General features: G+C 45.3%; 17 protein-coding genes. 3 read left to right on the forward strand and 14 right to left on the reverse strand.

Features of this window, described 5'->3' with window-relative positions:
* Position 1 precedes the first annotated feature (1 nt).
* The 4 genes from CJP46_RS25665 to CJP46_RS25680 all read right to left on the reverse strand — a co-directional run bounded on the left by CJP46_RS25665 (position 2) and on the right by CJP46_RS25680 (position 3,535).
* Complete coding sequence (locus CJP46_RS25665; protein WP_094598482.1) at positions 2–979, reverse strand: ABC transporter permease; 978 nt, start codon at positions 977–979, stop codon at positions 2–4.
* A 272-nt stretch (positions 980–1,251) separates the two neighbouring features.
* Complete coding sequence (locus CJP46_RS25670; protein ID WP_094598483.1) at positions 1,252–1,644, reverse strand: hypothetical protein; 393 nt, start codon at positions 1,642–1,644, stop codon at positions 1,252–1,254.
* 274 nt (positions 1,645–1,918) lie between these two features.
* On the reverse strand, positions 1,919–2,782 hold the full coding sequence (locus CJP46_RS25675; protein WP_094598484.1) for a phosphotransferase: 864 nt from the start codon (positions 2,780–2,782) through the stop codon (positions 1,919–1,921).
* A gap of 312 nt (positions 2,783–3,094) precedes the next feature.
* Positions 3,095–3,535 carry a DUF5946 family protein gene (locus tag CJP46_RS25680; protein ID WP_094598485.1) on the reverse strand — a complete coding sequence of 147 codons (441 nt, stop codon included), beginning with the start codon at positions 3,533–3,535 and terminating at the stop codon, positions 3,095–3,097.
* A gap of 459 nt (positions 3,536–3,994) precedes the next feature.
* Between CJP46_RS25680 and CJP46_RS25685 the strand changes: the two genes are divergently transcribed.
* Positions 3,995–5,467: a DHA2 family efflux MFS transporter permease subunit gene (locus tag CJP46_RS25685; protein ID WP_094598486.1), complete on the forward strand. Its 1,473-nt coding sequence runs from the start codon at positions 3,995–3,997 to the stop codon at positions 5,465–5,467.
* Between the two features lie 86 nt (positions 5,468–5,553).
* On the opposite strand, the gene CJP46_RS25690 is transcribed toward CJP46_RS25685, so the two are convergent.
* From CJP46_RS25690 to CJP46_RS25725, 8 genes are all read right to left on the reverse strand, one after another.
* Entirely contained in the window at positions 5,554–6,324 is a 771-nt protein-coding gene (locus tag CJP46_RS25690; protein ID WP_256992529.1) for a class I SAM-dependent methyltransferase, read from the reverse strand.
* A 332-nt stretch (positions 6,325–6,656) separates the two neighbouring features.
* The gene (locus CJP46_RS25695) at positions 6,657–7,739 is read right to left on the reverse strand and encodes a Gfo/Idh/MocA family protein (RefSeq protein ID WP_094598487.1); all 1,083 of its coding nucleotides are present in this window, start codon (positions 7,737–7,739) and stop codon (positions 6,657–6,659) included.
* 18 nt (positions 7,740–7,757) lie between these two features.
* Positions 7,758–8,741 (reverse strand): Gfo/Idh/MocA family protein, encoded by a 984-nt coding sequence (locus tag CJP46_RS25700; protein WP_094598488.1) that lies wholly within the window; start codon positions 8,739–8,741, stop codon positions 7,758–7,760.
* Between the two features lie 151 nt (positions 8,742–8,892).
* A complete protein-coding gene (locus CJP46_RS25705) occupies positions 8,893–10,554 on the reverse strand; it encodes an extracellular solute-binding protein (protein ID WP_094598489.1) in 1,662 nt (553 codons plus the stop codon).
* 90 nt (positions 10,555–10,644) lie between these two features.
* A complete protein-coding gene (locus tag CJP46_RS25710) occupies positions 10,645–11,565 on the reverse strand; it encodes a carbohydrate ABC transporter permease (protein ID WP_094598490.1) in 921 nt (306 codons plus the stop codon).
* A 32-nt stretch (positions 11,566–11,597) separates the two neighbouring features.
* Positions 11,598–12,548 (reverse strand): ABC transporter permease, encoded by a 951-nt coding sequence (locus CJP46_RS25715; RefSeq protein WP_094598491.1) that lies wholly within the window; start codon positions 12,546–12,548, stop codon positions 11,598–11,600.
* Between the two features lie 14 nt (positions 12,549–12,562).
* Entirely contained in the window at positions 12,563–15,622 is a 3,060-nt protein-coding gene (locus tag CJP46_RS25720; RefSeq protein ID WP_094598492.1) for an alpha-mannosidase, read from the reverse strand.
* 373 nt (positions 15,623–15,995) lie between these two features.
* Entirely contained in the window at positions 15,996–17,156 is a 1,161-nt protein-coding gene (locus CJP46_RS25725) for a GntR family transcriptional regulator (protein WP_094598493.1), read from the reverse strand.
* 160 nt (positions 17,157–17,316) lie between these two features.
* Here CJP46_RS25725 and CJP46_RS25730 point away from each other — a divergent pair, with 160 nt between their 5' ends.
* Positions 17,317–17,595 carry a hypothetical protein gene (locus CJP46_RS25730; protein WP_094598494.1) on the forward strand — a complete coding sequence of 93 codons (279 nt, stop codon included), beginning with the start codon at positions 17,317–17,319 and terminating at the stop codon, positions 17,593–17,595.
* Positions 17,596–17,766: 171 nt separating this feature from the next.
* Here the strand turns inward: CJP46_RS25730 and CJP46_RS25735 are convergent, their stop codons facing one another.
* Both CJP46_RS25735 and CJP46_RS25740 read right to left on the reverse strand, forming a co-directional pair.
* Positions 17,767–18,564 (reverse strand): sugar phosphate isomerase/epimerase family protein, encoded by a 798-nt coding sequence (locus CJP46_RS25735; protein WP_094598495.1) that lies wholly within the window; start codon positions 18,562–18,564, stop codon positions 17,767–17,769.
* 20 nt (positions 18,565–18,584) lie between these two features.
* Positions 18,585–19,322 (reverse strand): phytanoyl-CoA dioxygenase family protein, encoded by a 738-nt coding sequence (locus CJP46_RS25740; protein ID WP_094598496.1) that lies wholly within the window; start codon positions 19,320–19,322, stop codon positions 18,585–18,587.
* Between the two features lie 167 nt (positions 19,323–19,489).
* Here CJP46_RS25740 and CJP46_RS25745 point away from each other — a divergent pair, with 167 nt between their 5' ends.
* Positions 19,490–20,326: an AraC family transcriptional regulator gene (locus tag CJP46_RS25745; protein WP_179281333.1), complete on the forward strand. Its 837-nt coding sequence runs from the start codon at positions 19,490–19,492 to the stop codon at positions 20,324–20,326.
* The last annotated feature ends 208 nt before the right edge of the window (positions 20,327–20,534 follow it).

Here is a 20,534-nt window from a genome sequence, read left to right on the forward strand (position 1 = left end):
CTCAGAAGAGACTTGATCCCGACACTCGCTTGGCAATCCAATTACTGAGGAACACCAGCGTGACGGAGATGATGGATTGGAGCAAATCGATGGATGCGGCATAATCGAAACGCCCTTGGCTCAACCCGACCTTGAAAGCATAGGTTTGTACGATTTCCGAAGTCGAATTGTTGATGTCGTTGCCAAGCAAGAAGGACTGCTCGAAGTTGGACCCGACAAGACCGCCTCCAAGAATATTACCGACGGTAAGAATCAATACCACAACGATCGTTCCCATGATGCCCGGTAAGGTAATGTGGCGAATGCGGGCTAATCGCCCAGCTCCGTCGATCTGGGCGGCTTCGTACAGCGAAGGATTTATGCCGGAGATGGCGGCAAGAAAAATGATCGCCCACCAGCCCATTTCCTTCCATGCCGCGCTTCCTACGGCGAGCCCCCAGAAGGAGTTCGGATTTGTCAGAATCGTCAGCGGCGCATCGATGATCCCTATCCCCATCAGAATGCGATTGACGATCCCCACCTCGGTTGAGAAGAACGAATAGGTCAATCCGGCGACAACGACCCACGAGATAAAATGAGGTAAGTAACTCACCGTCTGGGCAACCCTCTTAAAAACCATGTTGCGAAGTTCCGTCAGCATAATCGCGAAAAGTATGGGCAGCGGAAACGTGAAGATGACTTTCAGCAGGCTGAGTACCAACGTATTTCGGACAATTTGACCGAAGCGGTAATCGGTCACCAACTCGTGAAAGTGCTGCAGCCCGGCCCACTGGCTTGTAAAGATCCCCTGAATGCCGGTCACGATCGAGTAGTGCTTGAAAGCCATCAAGATGCCGAACATTGGCGTATAAGCGAAGATAAGCAAATAGATAATGCCGATCAGCACAAATGCCTGTAGGGTGCGTTGTTTTTTAAATCGCTTCCAAACCCTTCCTGAATGATTCGTCAAGACGGCATCTTGCGTGTTTTTGTGAATCATCTTATCCCCCCTTCCTCTGCCTTTATTGTAAGCGCTGTCAATGCGGACACGATAGACAACAATCTAAAGAAAGCATTGTCAATTCTTAAGAAGGACAAAACAACAAAAAAACGCACCCGCCAAAATAGAGGCGAGTACGATAGCGACCGCTTTTTTTCTAGAGAAAATAGGGTTCGTTTCATCTTGGTTTAGCGCCGCAAGGCAGCTACCAACGGGTAACAGAAGCAAGATTTGATCCGGCAGCCATCAAGTAACGGGCCGATTCTTGCTCGCTATCCCCGTAATTGATGATCTTTATCAATTTTTTCAATCAGCTCGTCCACATAGTAAACTGCAGTTTTTAGAGCATTTATCCTTCTCGTAATGTAGGTCCGCTGCCCACTGCCCTCTTTTGATCTCTTAAGAAATGAAGGCAGTGTCAACAGTAATCCCTCCAGTTCTTTTTTGGCTTCCATTAAATCTGTTTTGCTGACATCCAATTCCTGACCTTCCCAACGTGCAAGAAGCGTATCTACGCCAATCCGAGCAGCCTTCATTCGCTTCTCAAGCAATCTCGTCTGTGGCGCATCTGTTTTCATATGAGAGAGCGCCTTTTCCGATTTACGAATAATCGACTTAAACGCTTCAACCGACTGCTGCTTTTCTTCTATTGTCAAATTTCCCATGAACAAATCACCCTCCTACTTCGAATATACAGCATTCATGCAATATTTCGTTTGATATACCAAGAATCGTTGTGGGAACAACCGTTAATTCTTATAATATTGTTACCGAACTTTAAGGTATGACTTTAAGGTAGGTGCCGCTCTACCAAAAAAACGAGGAGTTAACTCCTCGTTTTAAAAAACTTGGCATCCGCCAGTGAGTATGAACCATCTCCATTAGATTTAGCCAGGTCGGATTAAAGAACATTCCTTCTTCGGCAAGCAGTCGTAGATTCTATTGCAACGACTTCCAATATTCCCACGCTTGCAAGTAATCTTTCAAATCATGCGGATGTAATTTTATACAGATCCCAATTCGACAATAAAGTTGAAAGATTACTTCCTCAATCAGCCTTGATTCTTCAATGGATTCATGATGAAGCAAATTAAAGGCAGCCAATAAAGTCTCTAGGTTCAAATCGTCTGGAGAAGAGCAAAAAGCGTATGTAAAATCGTATAGCATAGGACCAATCATCGGTGATGGGTCTATAACACCAACAAGTGAGTTTTCATGAAATACAAAATTATGCACGCCAGTATCCCCATGCAGCAAATATCTTACTTCTTGATCTTCATTTTTCGAAATGTTCTCAAATATTGATTCTACTCTTTTATAATCCTCATTTGATAAAAGGCTTCCCCAATCATTTCTTGTATCCACCAAACTCCGATAGTTCCACTCACGCCATAACTGAATCGGTGAACCTAGCCTTCCCCATTTATCCGTTTGTACATATTTTTCGTAATTATTAAAAAGCTCTTTTACTAAGATTGTCATCCAATCTATTTTTAATCCACGATTATGGTGAGTTGCACCCGTGATATACGTATACACGATATATTCTTTTGCTGGATCGGTATAAAGAATTTCAGGAAAAAGTTTAACGTACTGATAAGTACCAAGAAATTGTTCGGTCAAAGTAATTTGATGCGGACGATCAATTTTAAGAACGTATTTTGTTTCATCGTGCTCTGAAAGAAAATAAACAACACCATCCGTAGATCCAGTTTTATTATTAGTTGCAATAACATTGTTTTCAATTATGCCTTCATCAATAAGTATATTTATGATGCTGTTCACATCTATTTTTTCAAACATTATTCATTTCCCCTTTAACTCTCAATTAGATAAAATGTAAAATTCCACCATTTCATTAATATATGGATGTTTTGAAGGGGATTCAAGATAAAGTTTTGTTATAATCAACTTTCCTGGTCATTAGCGTATTTAACCTGAAAATGTAGTACTCTTTTAAGCGCCAACCTCGTAGCTGATAATCCTTATCAATTACAGTTAACCATGTTGTTTTTGCTTTTTTCGGCAAACGGATTGATAAATGTTCATCTCGTCTTACACCTGATCTTTTCATTTGATAGAACAATGGGTTAACGTTTTTCATGATTAAAAATTTTAAATATTTTTCAAAACAAGAGGTGCCATTTCTTTCAGCGTGGTACGCCCCCACTGCTTAATGAGCTTACAATAGCTTTCGGCGTCATGCATCTGCGCCGCCACGTCGGCGATCGTCATGGTCCAAGATATTTTGGGGAGAGGTTGCGCATCCAATGGCCTTCGAATCCCCTTGGTGCTTCCTGGTCCTCTGGCCATATCTTGGCGAATCAATTCCGTAGGGTAGCCTTCCTCTAAATGTTTCCGTAATGCGGATTGCACCCAGGCATACATCTCATCGCTATAGCCTTGGTGTTGAACCATGTAGGAGGCAACCGTGAGAAAGTGAACCTTTCCATAGCCAGGATCGCTGAATTCAAGTGCCAAAAATTCGTTCAAGATCGATTCGCATGTATTTCCCAGAGGAAGTTCGGCATTGCATTTATCACAAGTATTCGACATTTGTTTTCCTCCTCACCCACTCGCAAAAATAACCCTTTAATGTTAAGCGTCTATTCTTATCCTTATTTCTCAAAACATATTTTTGAGACGTAGCTAATTAAATCAAGCAATAAAAGAAAAGGTTACTTCGTAATCATAAACCTTCACCTTACGAGAAAGTCAATCTCTAATCCTATTCTAACCGACCAGAAAGCAACCACGAGCTTCTTTAGTAAACTCAACCAGCTAAAAATGAATGCTCATTTTTCGGCGGCATGAATTTTCTGAAGTGCTAAAATTGTGCAAAGTCTCAGGCAAGATGAAATGGTTGAAAAAACGTGATGTCAAGGAGGAGTAACATGATATCGGTTGACTTGAAACATCCGGATTATCAGGTGCTAATCGAAAAAAAACGAATATGAGGGCAGGGTTTTATGTGGGAGTCAAAACCAGAAACAATTCCAAAGATGAGGTGCCTTTATGATCAAACGTACGCAATCGGGCAAATGGTCCGTATTGTTTGTCGTCACGCTAGTGTCCTTTATCACGAATCTGGATGCGACGATTGTGGTCAACGGTCTCCCTCCACTCATGGAGGATTTGCACCTTTCGCTTGAAACGGGAATGTGGACGCTTACCTCGTTCTACATCACAAGTACCGTATTTCTGCTTCCTTCCAGCCGTTGGTCAGATATGTTCGGAACGAAACGGGTTTTTCTATGGGGATTCGCTTTATTCACTGTAGCTACCGCTCTTTGCGGACTGGCAGGCTCCGGCACGGTGTTGATCCTCGCTCGTCTGCTGCAAGGAGCAGGTGCCGCTATGGCGATGGCAGCATCCACCCCGATCCTGATGAAGACATTTCCTCCCCATGAGCTTGGAAGGGCCCTTGGTGTCAACAACATCGCATGGGTAACCGGTTCTCTCCTCGGCCCGGTTGCCGGAGGGGCTCTCATCGGCGGGTTTGGATGGCGCTCCATGTTCTACGCAGTCGTTCCACTCGGGATCTTGGGCTTGATCGCTGGAATTCTCATTTTAAGGGAATCTGCGGAACCGGAGAAAGCCAGGACGGACTGGCCAGGCTTACTGACCTATGGGACAGGATTAACCGCTCTTCTCATTGTCCTGTCCGAAGCGCAATCCTGGGGATGGGCATCGAGTAGAACGCTCGGATTGCTCGCAGCGGGAATTCTCCTTTGGATCGCATTCGTATTCATTGAGAAAAAGGTTCGACACCCTTTGTTTGATCTAGGTCTCCTCGGTTATCGGGATTACACATTAGGGCTAGGTATTTCCGCTAGTTATTGCATCGGTTATTTCGCTGTCTCCATTCTTTTGACGCTGTATTTGCAAGGTGCTCAACACCTCAGTCCCTTGGAATCCGGGCTCATGTTGATCCCTTTATCCGTACCCCAACTGTTCACGGCTCCATTCGGAGGCAAACTTGCGGATCGTTTCGGTCCAGCAAGAATGATATTGCTCGGTTCGTTTCTAATCGGTCTTGCAATCCTATTACTCGGGCAGCTCGGCCCCAAGTTGTCGAGTGTAGCTGTGATCATTCCGCTTTTAATTATATCTGGAGCAACTGGGCTTTCCTGGCCATCGCTTGCTAAAGCAGTGCTGTCAGCGGCTCCACAAAATCAAGCAGGGCCCGCATCGGGGGTGTTCTGGACGGTATACAATATGTGCCGTGCTATCAGCCAAGCGCTTGTTTTGGTCATCATTCAATGGGTAGCGAAGTCCGATATCGCTTCTCAGTTGTTGTCCGGGGACCTAAATCATGATTTGAATCAATCAAGGGATGCCCTTATTCATGCGTCTAATGTTGGTTTTCGGTTGTTCGCAGCCTTTCTTGGACTCGCCTTCCTGCTTGGGCTGTTTTTACTGCTCCCGCAAAGAAAACGGCAAGGGACTCATGCGATCAAAAATTCGGAAAAAATTGAGTTTGAATGATCGTAATTACAAAACTATTACAAGTTGGTAAAAGGAAAAACCGGATCCTTAAGGGAATCCGGTTCTTGTTCCTCCATTCCTAAGTCTTATAAATTGGGTTTTATGGCCCGTGTCGCAATAAAGCTATTTGTATAGCGGTCCAAGAGCTTCTCTCCTCCGAAGGTGTCTTCATAAAATCCAGCTATGACAAAGCCGGCATCGATTTGACCCTGCAATTGCTGTTCCAACGTGTGGCCGAATTCAAGAGGTATTCCATTCTTTGCAATCTCTTCTTCTGTTGAATAATCGAGTTCCAAATAAGGGATGGAATGTTTCACTCGGAGGATTCCTTCCTCTTGAAGTTCCCAATCAAATAAATAAAATACAGGGTTCATAAATCCGCTGATTAAGCTGCCTCCGGTCTTTAATACACGAAAGGCTTCTTGCCAGACCGGCTGGATATCGGGCACATACAAATTGGATACCGGATGTACAATCAAATCAAAGCGATCCGCGACAAACATACTCAAATCTGTCATCGAGCCAAGAACGGTTCGGATCGATAATTCATCGCGTTCCGCAACCAGAGTGTCTTGTTCCAATTGCGATTTCGAAAAATCCAATACAGTTACATCGGCCCCTGCTGCTGCGAGTATCGGACCTTGCTGTCCGCCGCCAGAAGCAAGGCAAAGCACTTTTTTTCCATGAAGCTCAGGAAACCATGATTTTGGTACAGGTTTTACGGATGTTACCACAATGCTCCAATTGCCTGACCTCGCCTGCTGAATGTCTTCGCTGGATACAGGAACGGTCCAACGGTTTCGTTGCTTTACTTTCTCTTCCCAAATGTTTTTATTGTGCTCCATACTTTTCATCATGCTTATGCACTCCCCTAACTAGAATTTATAGCGTTAGCCTACCAGCTTCAGCTTGTTGATCTTTTGGGATGATTCGAAATTATGGACGGTTTTTCTTCATAGTTGACTTTGGCCATCGATAGGTGGCAGCGTGTCTGGTTATTGCAAGAAATAACATTCCCTGCTGTTGAATTCCACTTTTCAGCTATATACTGTTCCTAAGATGATGAATATCATAGAATAGAAAAATCCCCTCCAGTCAACAGTGTTGGAGTCATGATACCATGAACTCATATTTCACTGTCTACCTTGAGGGGAAATTAACTCTGAAAAGTGGTCTTTAGTTCACGTCCTTATTCCTCATCAAAATAAACGGTTTTTCCTGTATCTGCGGATATATACACCGCTTCTAATATTTGTGATACAATCATAGCTTCCCTCGCTTTAACCAAGGGTTCGGTATCGTTCACGATGCTGTGAATCCATTGTTTGGCTTCATATTCGAAATCGGTCATTTCTTCTCCGCTGAATCGTTCTCTTGCATTCGGGTTCACATCGATTTTATTCAGGAACAAGCTCCCGTCCCTCTCGCCATTGATCCGCAGTTCGTTTTTAGCAAAATCCGCTCCTCCCTTCGTTCCGCAGAGCAGGTTGCCGCCACCTTCCGCAATGTTAAGGGCCCAGCTGGTCTCAATGATGACCGTAGCTCCATTTTTAAATTTCACATACCCGAACGCCGAATCTTCTACCTGGAATTCGTTAGGATCCCAGGCTCCCCATTCGTTCGCTGCATTTTCGGTATACTTCAATTTATGGAAAACACTGCCGACCACACTCTCCGGCTCATAGTTATCCATCAACCATAGGATCAGATCAAGGGAGTGGGTTCCAATATCGATCATTGGACCTCCCCCCTGTTTCTCTTTATCCAGAAACACGCCCCATGTAGGTACGCCTCTTCTTCGGGTAGCGACAGCTTTTGCTAAATAGATATCTCCAAGTTCCCCATTGGTGATCATCTTTTTTAACAGTTGGCTTCTAGCGTTGGAACGATTCTGGTACCCGACGGTTAGCTTCTTGCCTGTTCGCAAGTGGGCTTCGTACATCGCTTTGGCCTCCACACCTGTGACCGCCATCGGTTTTTCGCACATGACATGTTTGCCGCTTTCGAGAGCATCAATTGAAATCTTCGCATGAGAGCTGTTCGGTGTGAGCACATGTACGACTTCAATATCTTCCATGGCAAGCAGATCCTTGTAATTTGTAAACAGCTTTGCATCAGGCGTGCCGTATTTTTGGGCCGCTTCCTCGGCCCTTTCCGGCTTCAAGTCGCAGAAGGCCACCATCTGTACATTGTCTAACTTAGACAAACTCGGCATATGCTTGCCGCCCGCAATCATTCCGCAGCCGATGATCCCTACCTTTACGGTTCTCATCGAATTCCCTCCCCCGGGTTATTTGAACTCTACCGTACGGTTTTCCTTATGAGCGGTGTATGCCGCTTCCAATAGCTCCGTCAATTTCGTCCCCTCTTCCAGTCCGAAGGGCATCGGCTTGTCGTGAAGCAATGCATCGGCCCATTGGATGATCGGGAGCGGCTGCTCTTTAGGGAGTTGATTGGGTGAAATCCATCCGGAAAAAGGTAAATCAAGGTTCTTCGAGATGACTCTGACTGTATCATCTGAGACCATCAAAGTGCCCTCCGTACCGTAAATCTCAAGGACGGAAGGAGTTTTGTACGTAACAAGGCTAGTTTCGACAAGTGCAACCGCGTTGTTTACAAACTCAATGGAGCACTGCGCATTATCTTCTACTGCACGATTGGTAAAATAATGAAACATGGATGTGATTCTTTTGGGCTTACCGAGCAGCCAACTGGCGATGTACATCGGATGACAGCCCAAATCCATCATGGCTCCGCCCCCTGTTTGCTTCTCATCATACCAGTAATCGGGGAGCCAATTGTTCAAAGCACCATCATGGCCGTTACGAATGCGCAAAAGCGTAATGTCCCCCAATACATGGTCATCGATCAGCTGCTTCGCGAACAATTGGTGCGGCCTTGTGCGAGCGGGAAATGAAATGCAGAACTTGACGCTTGCTTTGCGTACCGCAGCAGAAACAAGGTCGCATTCTTGGGTGGTAAGAGCCATGGCTTTCTCGGTAAAGATATGTTTGCCGGCCTCAGCGGCTGCTACCATGACGTCTGCGTGCATGCTTGTAGGGGCATCAACCACGACCCCATCGACGTCTTCCCGTTTCAGCAGAGTGTCCAAATCCGCTTCAAAATCCGATCCCAACCCAGCAGCCCATTCGCTTCCGCGTTCAGGCTGTTCGTCCCAGACGGCCGTGATCTTAACGTTTCCATGATTTTGTAGCCTTCTTGCGTAATCAGCTGCATGCACATGCCACTTACTTAACATCGCGACGTTCAACATGAGTTTCCCCTCCGTAATCATTTAATGAAATCGTATGCATTTGAGTACTCGCTAGAAAGTGAATTGGGATGGCAGTAACGCCACCCCATAATTCTTCACTATATAGATTTGAACTAAAGTTTTGATTTGAAATTTCTTTAGTTCATTCTATCTAGAACCCTACATCATCTCTTTCCGCAGCTTTTTGAGCCACGAACTCCGCCATTTCATCCACGCCGGCAGCTTTAAATTTTTCTTGAACACTATGAAGCATATTTAGCGCTTCTTCATCTGACGACGCAAAAAATGCTTTCTTAAATTCGTCATCAAAATTCAAACTGCTGGTTTTACTAATAAATTCCTGATATTTAGGCCATTCTCTTGCAAGGTAGCTGGCGCTTACTTTGTCTATGATTTTGATAGGCATTTTTGCCGAGAAGCTCTCCTCCAACTTTTGCCACTGCGTTTTTTGATCTTCGGGCGTAGGCCAAGTGACATCATTGGAGAATGCCCCGATGAACCTTCCTGGTAGATAATTGAGCCCTGCGTCTCTCTTCAGATCCGGGTTTTCATCGAATTGTTTTTTCACATCCGGAATCCATTGCGGTACCCCGTTTTCCAGGGTGTAGTGCGTTCCTTCGATCCCGAAATAGGCAAGTAATCGGCCTTCTTCGCTGTTGACATAATCAATGTACCGCAATGCCGCATCGGGATCTTTGATGTTCGCGCTTAAGAAAAGGACAGGGAAACCGGAACGGCCGGGTTTTTCTACTTGCGTTCGAATGTCTCCGTTCTTATTCTTCATCGGACCGAGCAGTTCATATTGCATTTCCGGATTCGTCTTATACAGCGTTTTTTGTAAATCAGCTAACATCGGTTGGGCTCCGAATACGGCAAGCTTGCCCGTCGTGAGCTTTTCATTCGCTGTTGTACTCGTATTGTTGAAGGCTTCAAGATCAAACAAACCTTCCTTTAGCAACTTTCTCATGTATAACAACCTAGCTTCGTAATCCTTGGATTGCGTCCAGTGGATCAGTTTTCCATCCACTTCACGGAAGTCCGATATCGAGTAATCCGACCATCCGGCAAGGAATTGCCCGTAATCCCATCCATTCCACATCGTTCCGGCCGGGATGACCGGCTTCCCGCCAATATCTTTGAAACCGCCATCTCTGATCTTGACCAATAGATCATACAGTTTGTCTTGCGTATCAATATCCTCCGCTTTTACATTCAAAGCTTTCAGGATATCTCCTCTGGCAAAAAGGCCGTAGTTCCAATTATGAATGCTCTCGGGGGTTCCGTCCGGGGTCTCCGTAGGAATGAGATAAGTCTTGCCTTCAAAATCGGGACTATTGAGATCGAACTCGTCAAAATCCTTCGCAATCCCGGTAGTCACCAGTCTTTTAATATTCGGGTATTTATCGAGATAAGGGGTTAAATCAAGAAGCTGTCCTTCCATAGCCGCCTTCTTGATGACTTGCCCTTCTCCTCCTGTTGTCGACCAGAAAGGTGCGTTAACTATATCCGGAACCGTACCGGAAGCAAAGATGGTATTCAGTTTCTCTACTTCGCTTGTTGTGATGGATTCGAGGTTTAACGTGACCCCGGTTTTTTCCCTGATTTTTTGGGCTACGGGATTATTTTTCTGGTCCTGCGGGAAACCGGCTCCGCCTCCGTTCCAAGCACTGAGGAAAGTCAAGGTTGCCGGCTTTATTTCTTTCGTACCTGACTCTTTCGTCGGACCCGTGTCAACCGTACCTTCTTCCTTTTCTTTTCCTGTTCCCGTGCATGCCGTCATGGTCACTAAAAGCAGTAAAGCGATTAGTACCATGCCAAGAATACTCCTGCCCCTGTTCTTCCTCATACTGCAATCCCCTTCCATTGGAAGTTTTTATATAAAAGGCTTAGCCTTTTATACCAACTACTCCTTAAGAGAACCTACCAATACGCCTTTTACAAAATATTTCTGAAGAAATGGATACACACAGATGATCGGGGTCGTAATAATAATGACGAAGGTCATCCTCAAGGCTTCCGGAGTTACACCCCGCAGCTCCATCTGAGACTCGGTCATGTTTTGAATCGCAGATCCGCTATTTCCCGACGACGACGTCATCGACTGGAAAGACGCTTCGCTGATCATCTTGTTAAGGAACGTTGCCGCTGGCTGCAGTTTTTCATTTTGGATGAAAAACTGACCGGTAAACCAGTCGTTCCACACCCCGACCCCGACAAACAAGGCAATGGTAGCAAGCACCGGCATCGAAAGAGGCAGTATGATTCTTGCAAATACCGACAGCTCACTTGCTCCGTCTATTCGTGCCGATTCCGACAGACCTTCAGGGATCCCGTCGAAGAAGGTCTTCATGATGATCGCATTAAAAAAACTGTATAGGGACGGCAACACCAGCACCCAAAACGTATTCAGGATGTGTAATTCCCTGTACAGGATAAAAGTCGGAATAAGACCTCCGCTGAACAAAGTGGTGAAGAAAAAGAAGAATACGATATATTTCCTTCCGGGCAAACCTTTCCGCGAAAGTGCGTAGGCTAATAAGGCTGTTAAAAATACGGAGCCAACCGTTACGATAAGGGTTCGGGATATGGAAATATAAAACGAATTTAAGATCAAAGGGTTGCTAAAAGCTTTAGCATAGTTTTCTAATGTAAACACTCTAGGAAAGAAGTAGATTCCACCCTTCATCGCATCGTAGCCGTCATTAAAAGAAAGGGCCAGAAAATAGATAAAGGGATAGAGTGCCGTAGCGCAGAATAAAAGCAGCACCGAATAGTTCAGCGTCGCATACATTCTATCTGCCGGCGTCAGCCTTCTCATACCCATACACACACCTCCTCATCTTCATCGCCAGCTTATTACCACAACGATACGTCACTCACGCGTTTGGATATTTTATTTACCGCAACAATGAGAACCAGCGAGATCGCAGACTTGAATAAACCAATGGCCGTGGAATATGCTAATTGCCCCTGTTGGAGGCCTGTTTTTAAGACATACGTATCCAGAATCTCCGATACGCTTAATGTTGCCGGGGACTGCATCAACCAGATTTGATCAAAACCCGCGTTCAGTATTCCGCTGAGGGAGAATATGAGCAATATGGCTATCGTTGGCGTCAGGCATGGAAGCGTGATCTTAAATAGTTTGCTCCATCGACCTGCCCCGTCGATTTCCGCAGCTTCATACAAGTGCGGATCGATATTCGTTAACGCGGCTAAATAAATGATCGAGCCCCAGCCTATACCTTTCCAGATGTCGGAAATGATGACGAGTGGGTAGAATAATTCCGGCTTTCCCATAAAAAAGATAGGATCCAAACCCATTTGGTACCGAATGTCGTTGATAAGCCCCACGTTCGGAGACAGGATTTTTTGAAGTAAGGTAACGACAACGACCCACGAGACGAAGTGCGGTAGATAGGAAACCGTTTGAAACACTCTTTTGAACTTTTTATGCATGACTCCATTGAGCATTAAGGCTAGGATCAACGGAGCCGGAAATCCGAAAAAAAGTTTAAGGGCACTAATGGATAATGTATTCCGGAGTACATCGTAAAAACTGGAATCGTTTAAAAACTGTTCGAAATATTTAAAGCCCGCCCACGGACTCCCCAATATCCCCAGATTGAATTTGTAATCCTTGAACGCGATTAAAATGCCGTACATCGGATAGTAAGCAAAAACCAGAAACCATATAATAGCAGGAAGAATAAATAAATAGATATGCCTGAAACTCCATATTCTAATTAATTTTCTGTTCTTTTTTAATTGTTCCAATCCAGGGATAGCAACACCTTTGGGTACCATTCTACGAACACCTCCTACATCTTCGTCGTATCGGATAGAGCGGTCAATCTAAGGGTCTTAATCTCGAAAGGTGTGAAGGTAAGGCTCAGTGTCTGTCCTTTGATATCCAGTGGTTCGATACGCTTTTCCAATAAATCGGCAAGCCATGCTTCAGACATTTGAAAGCCAGTGTACAGGTTCGTCTGGATCCGTGCTCCTGCCGTTTCATATAGTCTAATGATGATATCTTCGCCGTCCTCCGCCAATTTCACGGTTTCGATCATGATGTTCTGGTGGTCAAGCTTCAAGAACGAATCCATTCCCGGTAGCTTAGGATCAGAGCCAAGGCCGATGGTTTTCGATGTTTCGACGGTACGAAGCGGAACATTTAATTCATAACCGCGTTTATATACTTCCGCTTGAACATGGTCTCCCTTATGCGGATAAAGCGAGTATATGAACGTATGTTTCGCGCGATCTGCCTCGGGATCCGGATAACCCGGGCTTCGCAGCAGGTTCAAGTCGAGAACGTTGTTCTCTGCGCGGTGGCCGTATTTGCAGTCGTTAAGCAGAGCTACTCCGTAGTTCGGTTCGGATAGATCGATCCAATGGTGGGCGCAGATTTCGTCTTTCGCATAATCCCACATCGTATTGCGGTGGGTCGGCCTTTTAATATATCCGAACTGAATCTCACAGTTGGCGTGATCCGTACGGACATTCACCGGGAAGGATGTCCGGAGCATTTTACCCGATTCCTTCCAATCAACTTCCGTTACGAAATCAATTCTTCTACTTCCTGCGGTAAGAACGACTTTCTGCGACAGGCTGGATTGGCCGAACCGGTAACGGATCAGCAAGCCAGAAGTCGGACCGTCGACGAAAGGTTCTAATCCTTCAATCATCAGCGGCATTCCACTGGACTGCCGGTAGGTGGGCGGGAAATCCCAGGCATCGCCTTCATCGTGGTATATGCGAAGGTCATTGGCTTTTTCCCCTGGAAGGATGACTTCACTTTCGTGTTCCTTGTCCCAGATGGAACTGATTCCGCCGTCCGAGCTAAACGTCACTTTAAGAAGGTCATTCTCCGCCACTAGCTCGTTAATCGATACCTTCATCTCCGGCAATGTCGCATCCTTGTTTACGATCGAAACGATGTGGGAATCCCCCGAGACGAAGCCCATTGGTGGTACGCGCAGCTTCAGCCATTCTTCGTCCAACTTTAGCCATTCTTCCCGCTCCCATGGCAGCGAATTGAATATGGCGATGCTCTTTTCTTTCCGATCGGTTAAGCCCATTGATCTGGCTGCGGATGTATAGCTCTCTTCAATCATTCGCTCGACTTGTTCGAGCATCGTTTCGTATCGTTCTAAAGATTCGTCATATACCCGTTTAATCGAGGATCCCGGAAGGATGTCATGAAATTGGTACAGCAGCACTTCCTTCCAAATCCGCTCAAGCTCCTCTGAGGGATATTTTTTTCCATTTGCCATCCATGCGAGTACTGAGGCAAATTCAAGCTCGCGTAATGCTTTTTCCATTTTCCGATTGAAACGCTTGTTTCGCGCTTGGCTCGTTAAAGTTCCTTGATGTTTCTCCAAATAAAGCTCCCCGCGCCAAGATTGATAGTGGTCGCCGTTTTCGGCAAGTTTTTCAAAGAAACATTCTGAGGGTTCTTGTACTACCGGAGCTATTCCAAGCAGATTTTTTTCTCGGCTAAGCCTCTCAAGATGCTCCTCTCCCGGACCGCCGCCTCCGTCGCCGATGCCAAACAGCATCAGACACCGATCGGAGATGTTCTTATCTAAATACTCCTTTTCAGCTTTCACAATGGACCTGGGTGCGGCTGGGCTATTATAGGTATCTTCTGGCGGCATATGGGTGAGAACACTGGAGCCATCGATCCCTTCCCAAAAGAACGTATGATGAGGGTGCCGGTTGTACGTGTTCCAGGAAAGCTTCTGGGTCATCATGTAATTCACTCCGGATTTCTTTAAGATTTGGGGCAAACTAGCGGAATATCCGAACACGTCAGGCAACCATAACGTTTTGATTTCGTGACCGAACTCTTGCTTAAAATATCGTTTTCCGTATAAGATTTGCCGAACAAGCGATTCCCCCCCTGGCACGTTGGTATCCGATTCAACCCACATTGCGCCTTGAGGTTCCCACCTTCCTTCCTTAATTCTTTGTTTGATCTCCGAGTACAGTTTCGGATAATACTTCTTCATCCAATCGTACAATTGGGGCTGGCTCGCACCGAATACATAATCCGGATAACGTTCCATCATTCGAAGTACTGTCGAAAAAGATCTCGCTCCTTTGCGGATCGTCTCTCGGATCGGCCATAGCCAGGCTAAGTCGATGTGCGCATGGCCGATAGCACTGATCGTAAGCACTGGATCGCCTCCGCACATCGCCAGTTCCTTCTCCAGAATACGGCGCGCTTCTGCTACCCGTTGATCGGACAGCTCCTTTAATAGCAGTGAAACATCGGATAAAGCACGGTAAATCTTCTCTTTCCGGGCAGAACAAGGCGCCAGATTCTCGGCGGTTTCAATCAGCACTTCCGCGTCATAGTACAACTGTCTAACCTGCTCCCGGCAAATAGCGATTACTGCTTCCTTCAGTGTTCCGCTCCGGAAATGTCCGAATAGATCGTTGCAGCCGGCATCGGCCCAAAGGTCGATCGTTTCCTCACCCGTTGACGACTCGCAAACATGTACGACACGTTTCCCCGGAAGTCCAAGGGAGTAATCAAACTCCGAATTAATATTCGTGAGTCCCTGTTTTGGGTTGCCATCATGATCCACGATGCATAATTCGCCGTTCACATCGATGAGCAACACGACTTTCATGCCTGTCGCTTCCTTGGGCACCTTGCCCGTGAAATGAAACCACCCGCAGTCCCATAATTTCCCCCATCGATCTCCAGCACGAAGTTCTAATCTTTGCCCTGAATACCTTTCAACGTATTGAACCGGCTCTGATGTCACCCGGACAGTAACGTTTAAATCCGAAAGTGGAACATAAATGGACTTCTCTATGCGTCTTAACATTGATTTTAAAGATTCCGGTCTTACTTTTTCGTAAGGCATATAGCGACTGTCTCCCCCTCCTCCATTGCAAGCGGTTTCATTTTTTATGGTTTAAATATATTCAATATGGTGTAGGAATCATTCCATAATTTCCTCATTCCGATAAAAAGTAACCTTCAGGTCTAAAAAAGGCTTCTGGTGGTTTCATTTTAATGGGGTTACATGAAAAAGGAAGCTGCTGTTGCCAAAGGAGGCGATACATCATATTCAATATATACTCGGGACTAATTATCGGGGATTTCACAAGAGAAAGTTGTAGTTGACCTAGCAGAAGAGTCCAACTGGCCTCGCTCCCCTTGTCAGGATCGAATAGAAGGACCGTCGGACTCGTTATTAGGTTACCTATATATGGAGGGATAAGCGGGGAGTGTTATCATGAATTGGAGAAAACGTTTTTTCCCGTTGTCTCGCCAATCACCAATTCCGGCTCCACTAGGGTTTTAATGTATTTTCCATGTTGGCCGTCATCACTGTTAATGACCTCAAGCAGCGTGTAAGCCGCGCGGTAGCCCATGTCTCGTTCGAACTGTTTAACATGCGTGAAAGTGCTGTATCCTTCGATGATTGAAGTCGGATCGTCAAAACTGATGATGGATATGTCCTCAGGCACCTTCAATCCAGCTTGACGCGCAATCTGATGAATTTTCACTCCAAGACTTCCATTTAGCGTAATATAGGCCGTTGCCATTCGATTTTGGATATAGCGGTACAGTGGATGTGTTTCAGCTTGCTCAAGACTACCGATTTCAAAATCGGTTACGATGTGGGCAGGGTTAATCAGTGATCCCTTTTCCTTGAAGGCATTCATATATCCATCGATCCGCTCTTGAACGGTAACGGTTTGGATGGGCGAATCGGAGCATATGGCGATATCACGATGCCCCAGCTCCCACAGGTAATTTACAGCCATGTTAACGCCAAGCCTACCGTCTGATGCTATATAATGAGTTTCCACCCCTGGAAGGTAACGGTCGATGAGAACGAACGGAAACCCCGCAAATTTCATGCTCAATATTTCCTCATTGAATAATTCCTCATCAACCGGGAAAATCAGCAACCCATCCACCCCAATTTTACTACAGGTCTGGATAGCCTCTTTTTCCTTATCAATGTTGCCCTCCGATAAATAAATAACGAATCGGTAATCGTTCTCATTTAGGGCTTGCTGAATACCATGTACAAGCCTGATGGTAAAATAGTCATAAATGCTGGGCATAATTAGGCCGATCAACCGCGTTCGCATATCTCCGCTAGTTTTATGGTTTTGCTTCACGGTACTTTTAGGAGAGACCGTCGGAATTTCATATTCAGGATCGCTTACAAAAGTCCCTTTTCCGGGCACTCTTGTTATGATTTTTTCGTTAACCAAACCGGACAGGGCATGAACTACAGTAATCTTGCTGACTCCGAAACGCTCCATGAGTTCCTTTTCCGTAGGTATACGGTCTCCAACCTTCAATTCATGCGACGTTATCAAATCGCGTATATACTCTTGAACCATCTGATACAAAGGTATTCTATCCGTTGAGTTCATCCGAATCACCACATTTCATATCAATATGTTCAATATATAAATTACGAAAGACGCAATCGTTTTATTCCATGTCCTTTCGCGGCGAATGCATAATGTGGGGACAGAAAAACAATAATACCTATTTATGAGTACCATTGATGAGAAAAGGAGATCATTCACCATGCATTCAGGTTTCGAAAGCCCATTTACACGAATTCACCTGCTATATCATGCGAATCAAAATGCAATTACAGCTGAAGAGATCCAACCCAAAATTAACAGCCACGGCTATCAATGTAGTCCACAGCAAGTTAAACAAGAGCTGGATCATCTGACGAGCGAAGGATATCTAACTAGCCAAGGTTCCCTATACGATATTACATTGATGGGGAAGGATGAACTTAGAAGTGTCCAGAAGCAACTGAAGACGTTATATCAAGAAGTGGTACAGAGTAAATAATAAACAGTTTATTGTGTACATCAAAATCAATCTTGTTTATCCTAACGCTTCTCAAAAGAAAAAGTAGACCGTCCCATTAACAAGGAATAACGGTCTACTTTTTTTAATACATCACCCCTGCATAGCCAGCCGCTAGAAAATATACACTCAGATGAATTCGATCGATACCCTTTAACGATGGATATATGTATCCCTAATCCAATTCGTCATCCAAGTATTGACACCTCGAAGATCCGAGAGCGACTGGCGAGAGAAAGGGAGTGTCGGCATATAGCCAGGTGGACCAAATTCCGGAGTAAACGTCGTGAAGCCGGCACCATCACGGGCCCTTTCTTTGATGACCTCTGCCCACCATGTTTTGAAAGCCTCGCGTTCCCTGGCATATTCCGGTGCTCCCGGGTGAGAGACTTGAGGACCCTGTGCATGCCCAATTCTGGCATGAATATGAATCGTACGCTTCAATGCAAGACTCAGATCATCCGAGTACGTTTCAAGCATAGACTCCGTCACGCAGCACCAATGGCTAAAATCAGCTGTTATTCTAAGGTCCGGAAGCTCACGCAGCAGTGCAGCCGTGGTCCATGGGGTGAACATGGCGCGGGAGCGGTGCGTTTCATGACCCACCGGAATGCCAACAGATTTTTCCACCGCAATCGACTGCTCGAAGAAACGAACCTGATCCGCAAACGGCATGTTATCCTTAGCGCTATGCGATACAATGAGCAGAGGCTTAAGATCAACAGCTCGCTCTACTTGGTCAGTAAATGAATCAATATGGTTACCTGCAGTTACCACTTGGGCGATATATGACAAGCGATGTTTGTCTAGCTGTTCTTGAAAATGCCGTTTATGTTCCGGTGAAGGAATTGGGGCTTCAATTCCATCGAACCCCTCTGCCGCAGCCCGCTCCAAGAGCGACTCTATGCTTCCCTCCATCCCCCAAAGCGCATGAAATATTTTAATTTCCACTTGAATATTCCCCTTTATCGTTACTCATTCACAAAGATACTGCCTGCAATGTTTTTCCCTCTAGCCAACCAAATTTTAAAGTTGGGGTTTTTGTCGGGAAAAACCTCAGCTTCCGTTGAAAAGTAACGCATGGTATATCCGCATCTTCGGTACGGGCTCGTATTGGGTGTCGCTCCATGAATAATTCTTGAGTCATGGAGGGAACATTCTGCAGGTTCAAGCTCAAAATATACAGCCTGGGATTCGTCAACGTTTTTGATTTGGGTGGAAAATGTATTGGTATGTGTATCGATGTCTTCATATTCTGAAAAACCATTACCATGTGTCCCGGGAATGACCCGCATGCATCCATTCTCCTTTGTGCTCCGGTCAATGGCCAGCCATACCGTCACAATTTTATCAAATGAACTGAGGCGTCCATCCCAGTAGGCGGAATCTTCATGCCATGGCGTTGCCCGACCCACAACAGGATCTTTACAAATAAAATGGCTGGACCATAGACCAATATTCGGTCCGATCAGCGGCTCGACGAGATCCAATACTTCGTCGCTCAGCAGGAAATCGAGCAATCGCTCATCTCTAAAATGAGGCGTATCCAGCTCATCCGACAGCTTACTTCCTTTCATGGCTAATTGTTCCTCAAAGATGTCCGTTAAAATACGCATTTTCTCAGCAGAAAAAATAGGTTTCTTATAAAGCAGATACCCCTGCTCCTGATAAAACTTCACATCATCCTGGGTAAGGCTTTGCGTTTTCATTCGAACCCGTCTCCCTTTTTCGTGATTGGTTGCTCGTCACTATTGTAAAGTCCGTCTGTTGCTTCAGTCTCCTGCTCCGTTCAGAAATAGTACGCATATCTTCAGAAAAAGAAAGAAATCGCTTAAACTATATAAAAAGAATGAGCAAGATGTGGAGGACAAACCAAATGCCTTATGTGAATGAGCACCCGGATCGGCTGACCATCGAAGAATATATGGCGAGTACGTCATACTGCTTACTAAAGCAGCAATTAAACTCCCCTGTTCCTCTGCATTGGCATGAATTTTATGAATTGAGCTTCATTACTGGCGGACACGGGATCAATACGGTCAATGGGCTCAAGATTCCCATCGAACCTGGAACATTATTTCTTTTAACCCCGGCTGATTTTCATGAAATTCGTCCATTAACAGGTTCAACACTGACACTCTATAATTTCATATTCAGAGAGTCACTGATCGAAACAGACTTAAGAAACACCTTATTTCGCGATAGTAGATGCATTCATTTGTCAGAGGAGAAAGACAGCGCAAGAGCAGCAGCATTTTTTCAGATTCTAGATGATGAGAGCCAAATCGGAGATGCCGTAGGGGAACGTATGGTGCAAAATATGCTGGAGTGTTTGCTGCTTCTTTTATGTCGTTACGGGAAAAACAGACAGGAAGAAACAGAAGCCACTCTTAGCTCTCATCGCTTAGGGATTCAGCAGGCATTATTGTATTTGCAGCTTCATTTTCGAGAAGCCTTGACACTTCAAGAGGTTGCCAGAGAGTTTGGTCTCTCGCCTAACTATTTCAGCGAATGCTTCAGGAAGCATACCGGTATCACGTTTCAGCAGTTTTTGCTCGATACCCGCCTTGAGTTTGCACAATCGCTCCTTCAAGCCTCTGCGCTGCCCATATCGGAGGTTTGTTACTCTTCTGGCTTTAACACACTTAACCACTTCGAGAAGATGTATAAACGAAAATATGGTTACCCGCCGAATCAAAACAGAAAAAGATGATGAACCGTTTGCCCAGTCCGATGACTACGTTACAGAGTTATAGAGTCCCGTTCGGAAAAGTTGTTGTGCAACACACCCTGCTAACGCCAAGAAAAGACTAACCCGATTGGGAAGTCTTTTCTTGTAGGAATGCATGATATTCGTATTAACACTTGGTTACCAAAATGGTAATGGAAAGGAAAAAATATGTTAGCCTTATAGGCAGGCT

Source organism: Paenibacillus sp. XY044 (genome assembly GCF_002257645.1).
Lineage (GTDB): Bacteria > Bacillota > Bacilli > Paenibacillales > Paenibacillaceae > Paenibacillus_AQ.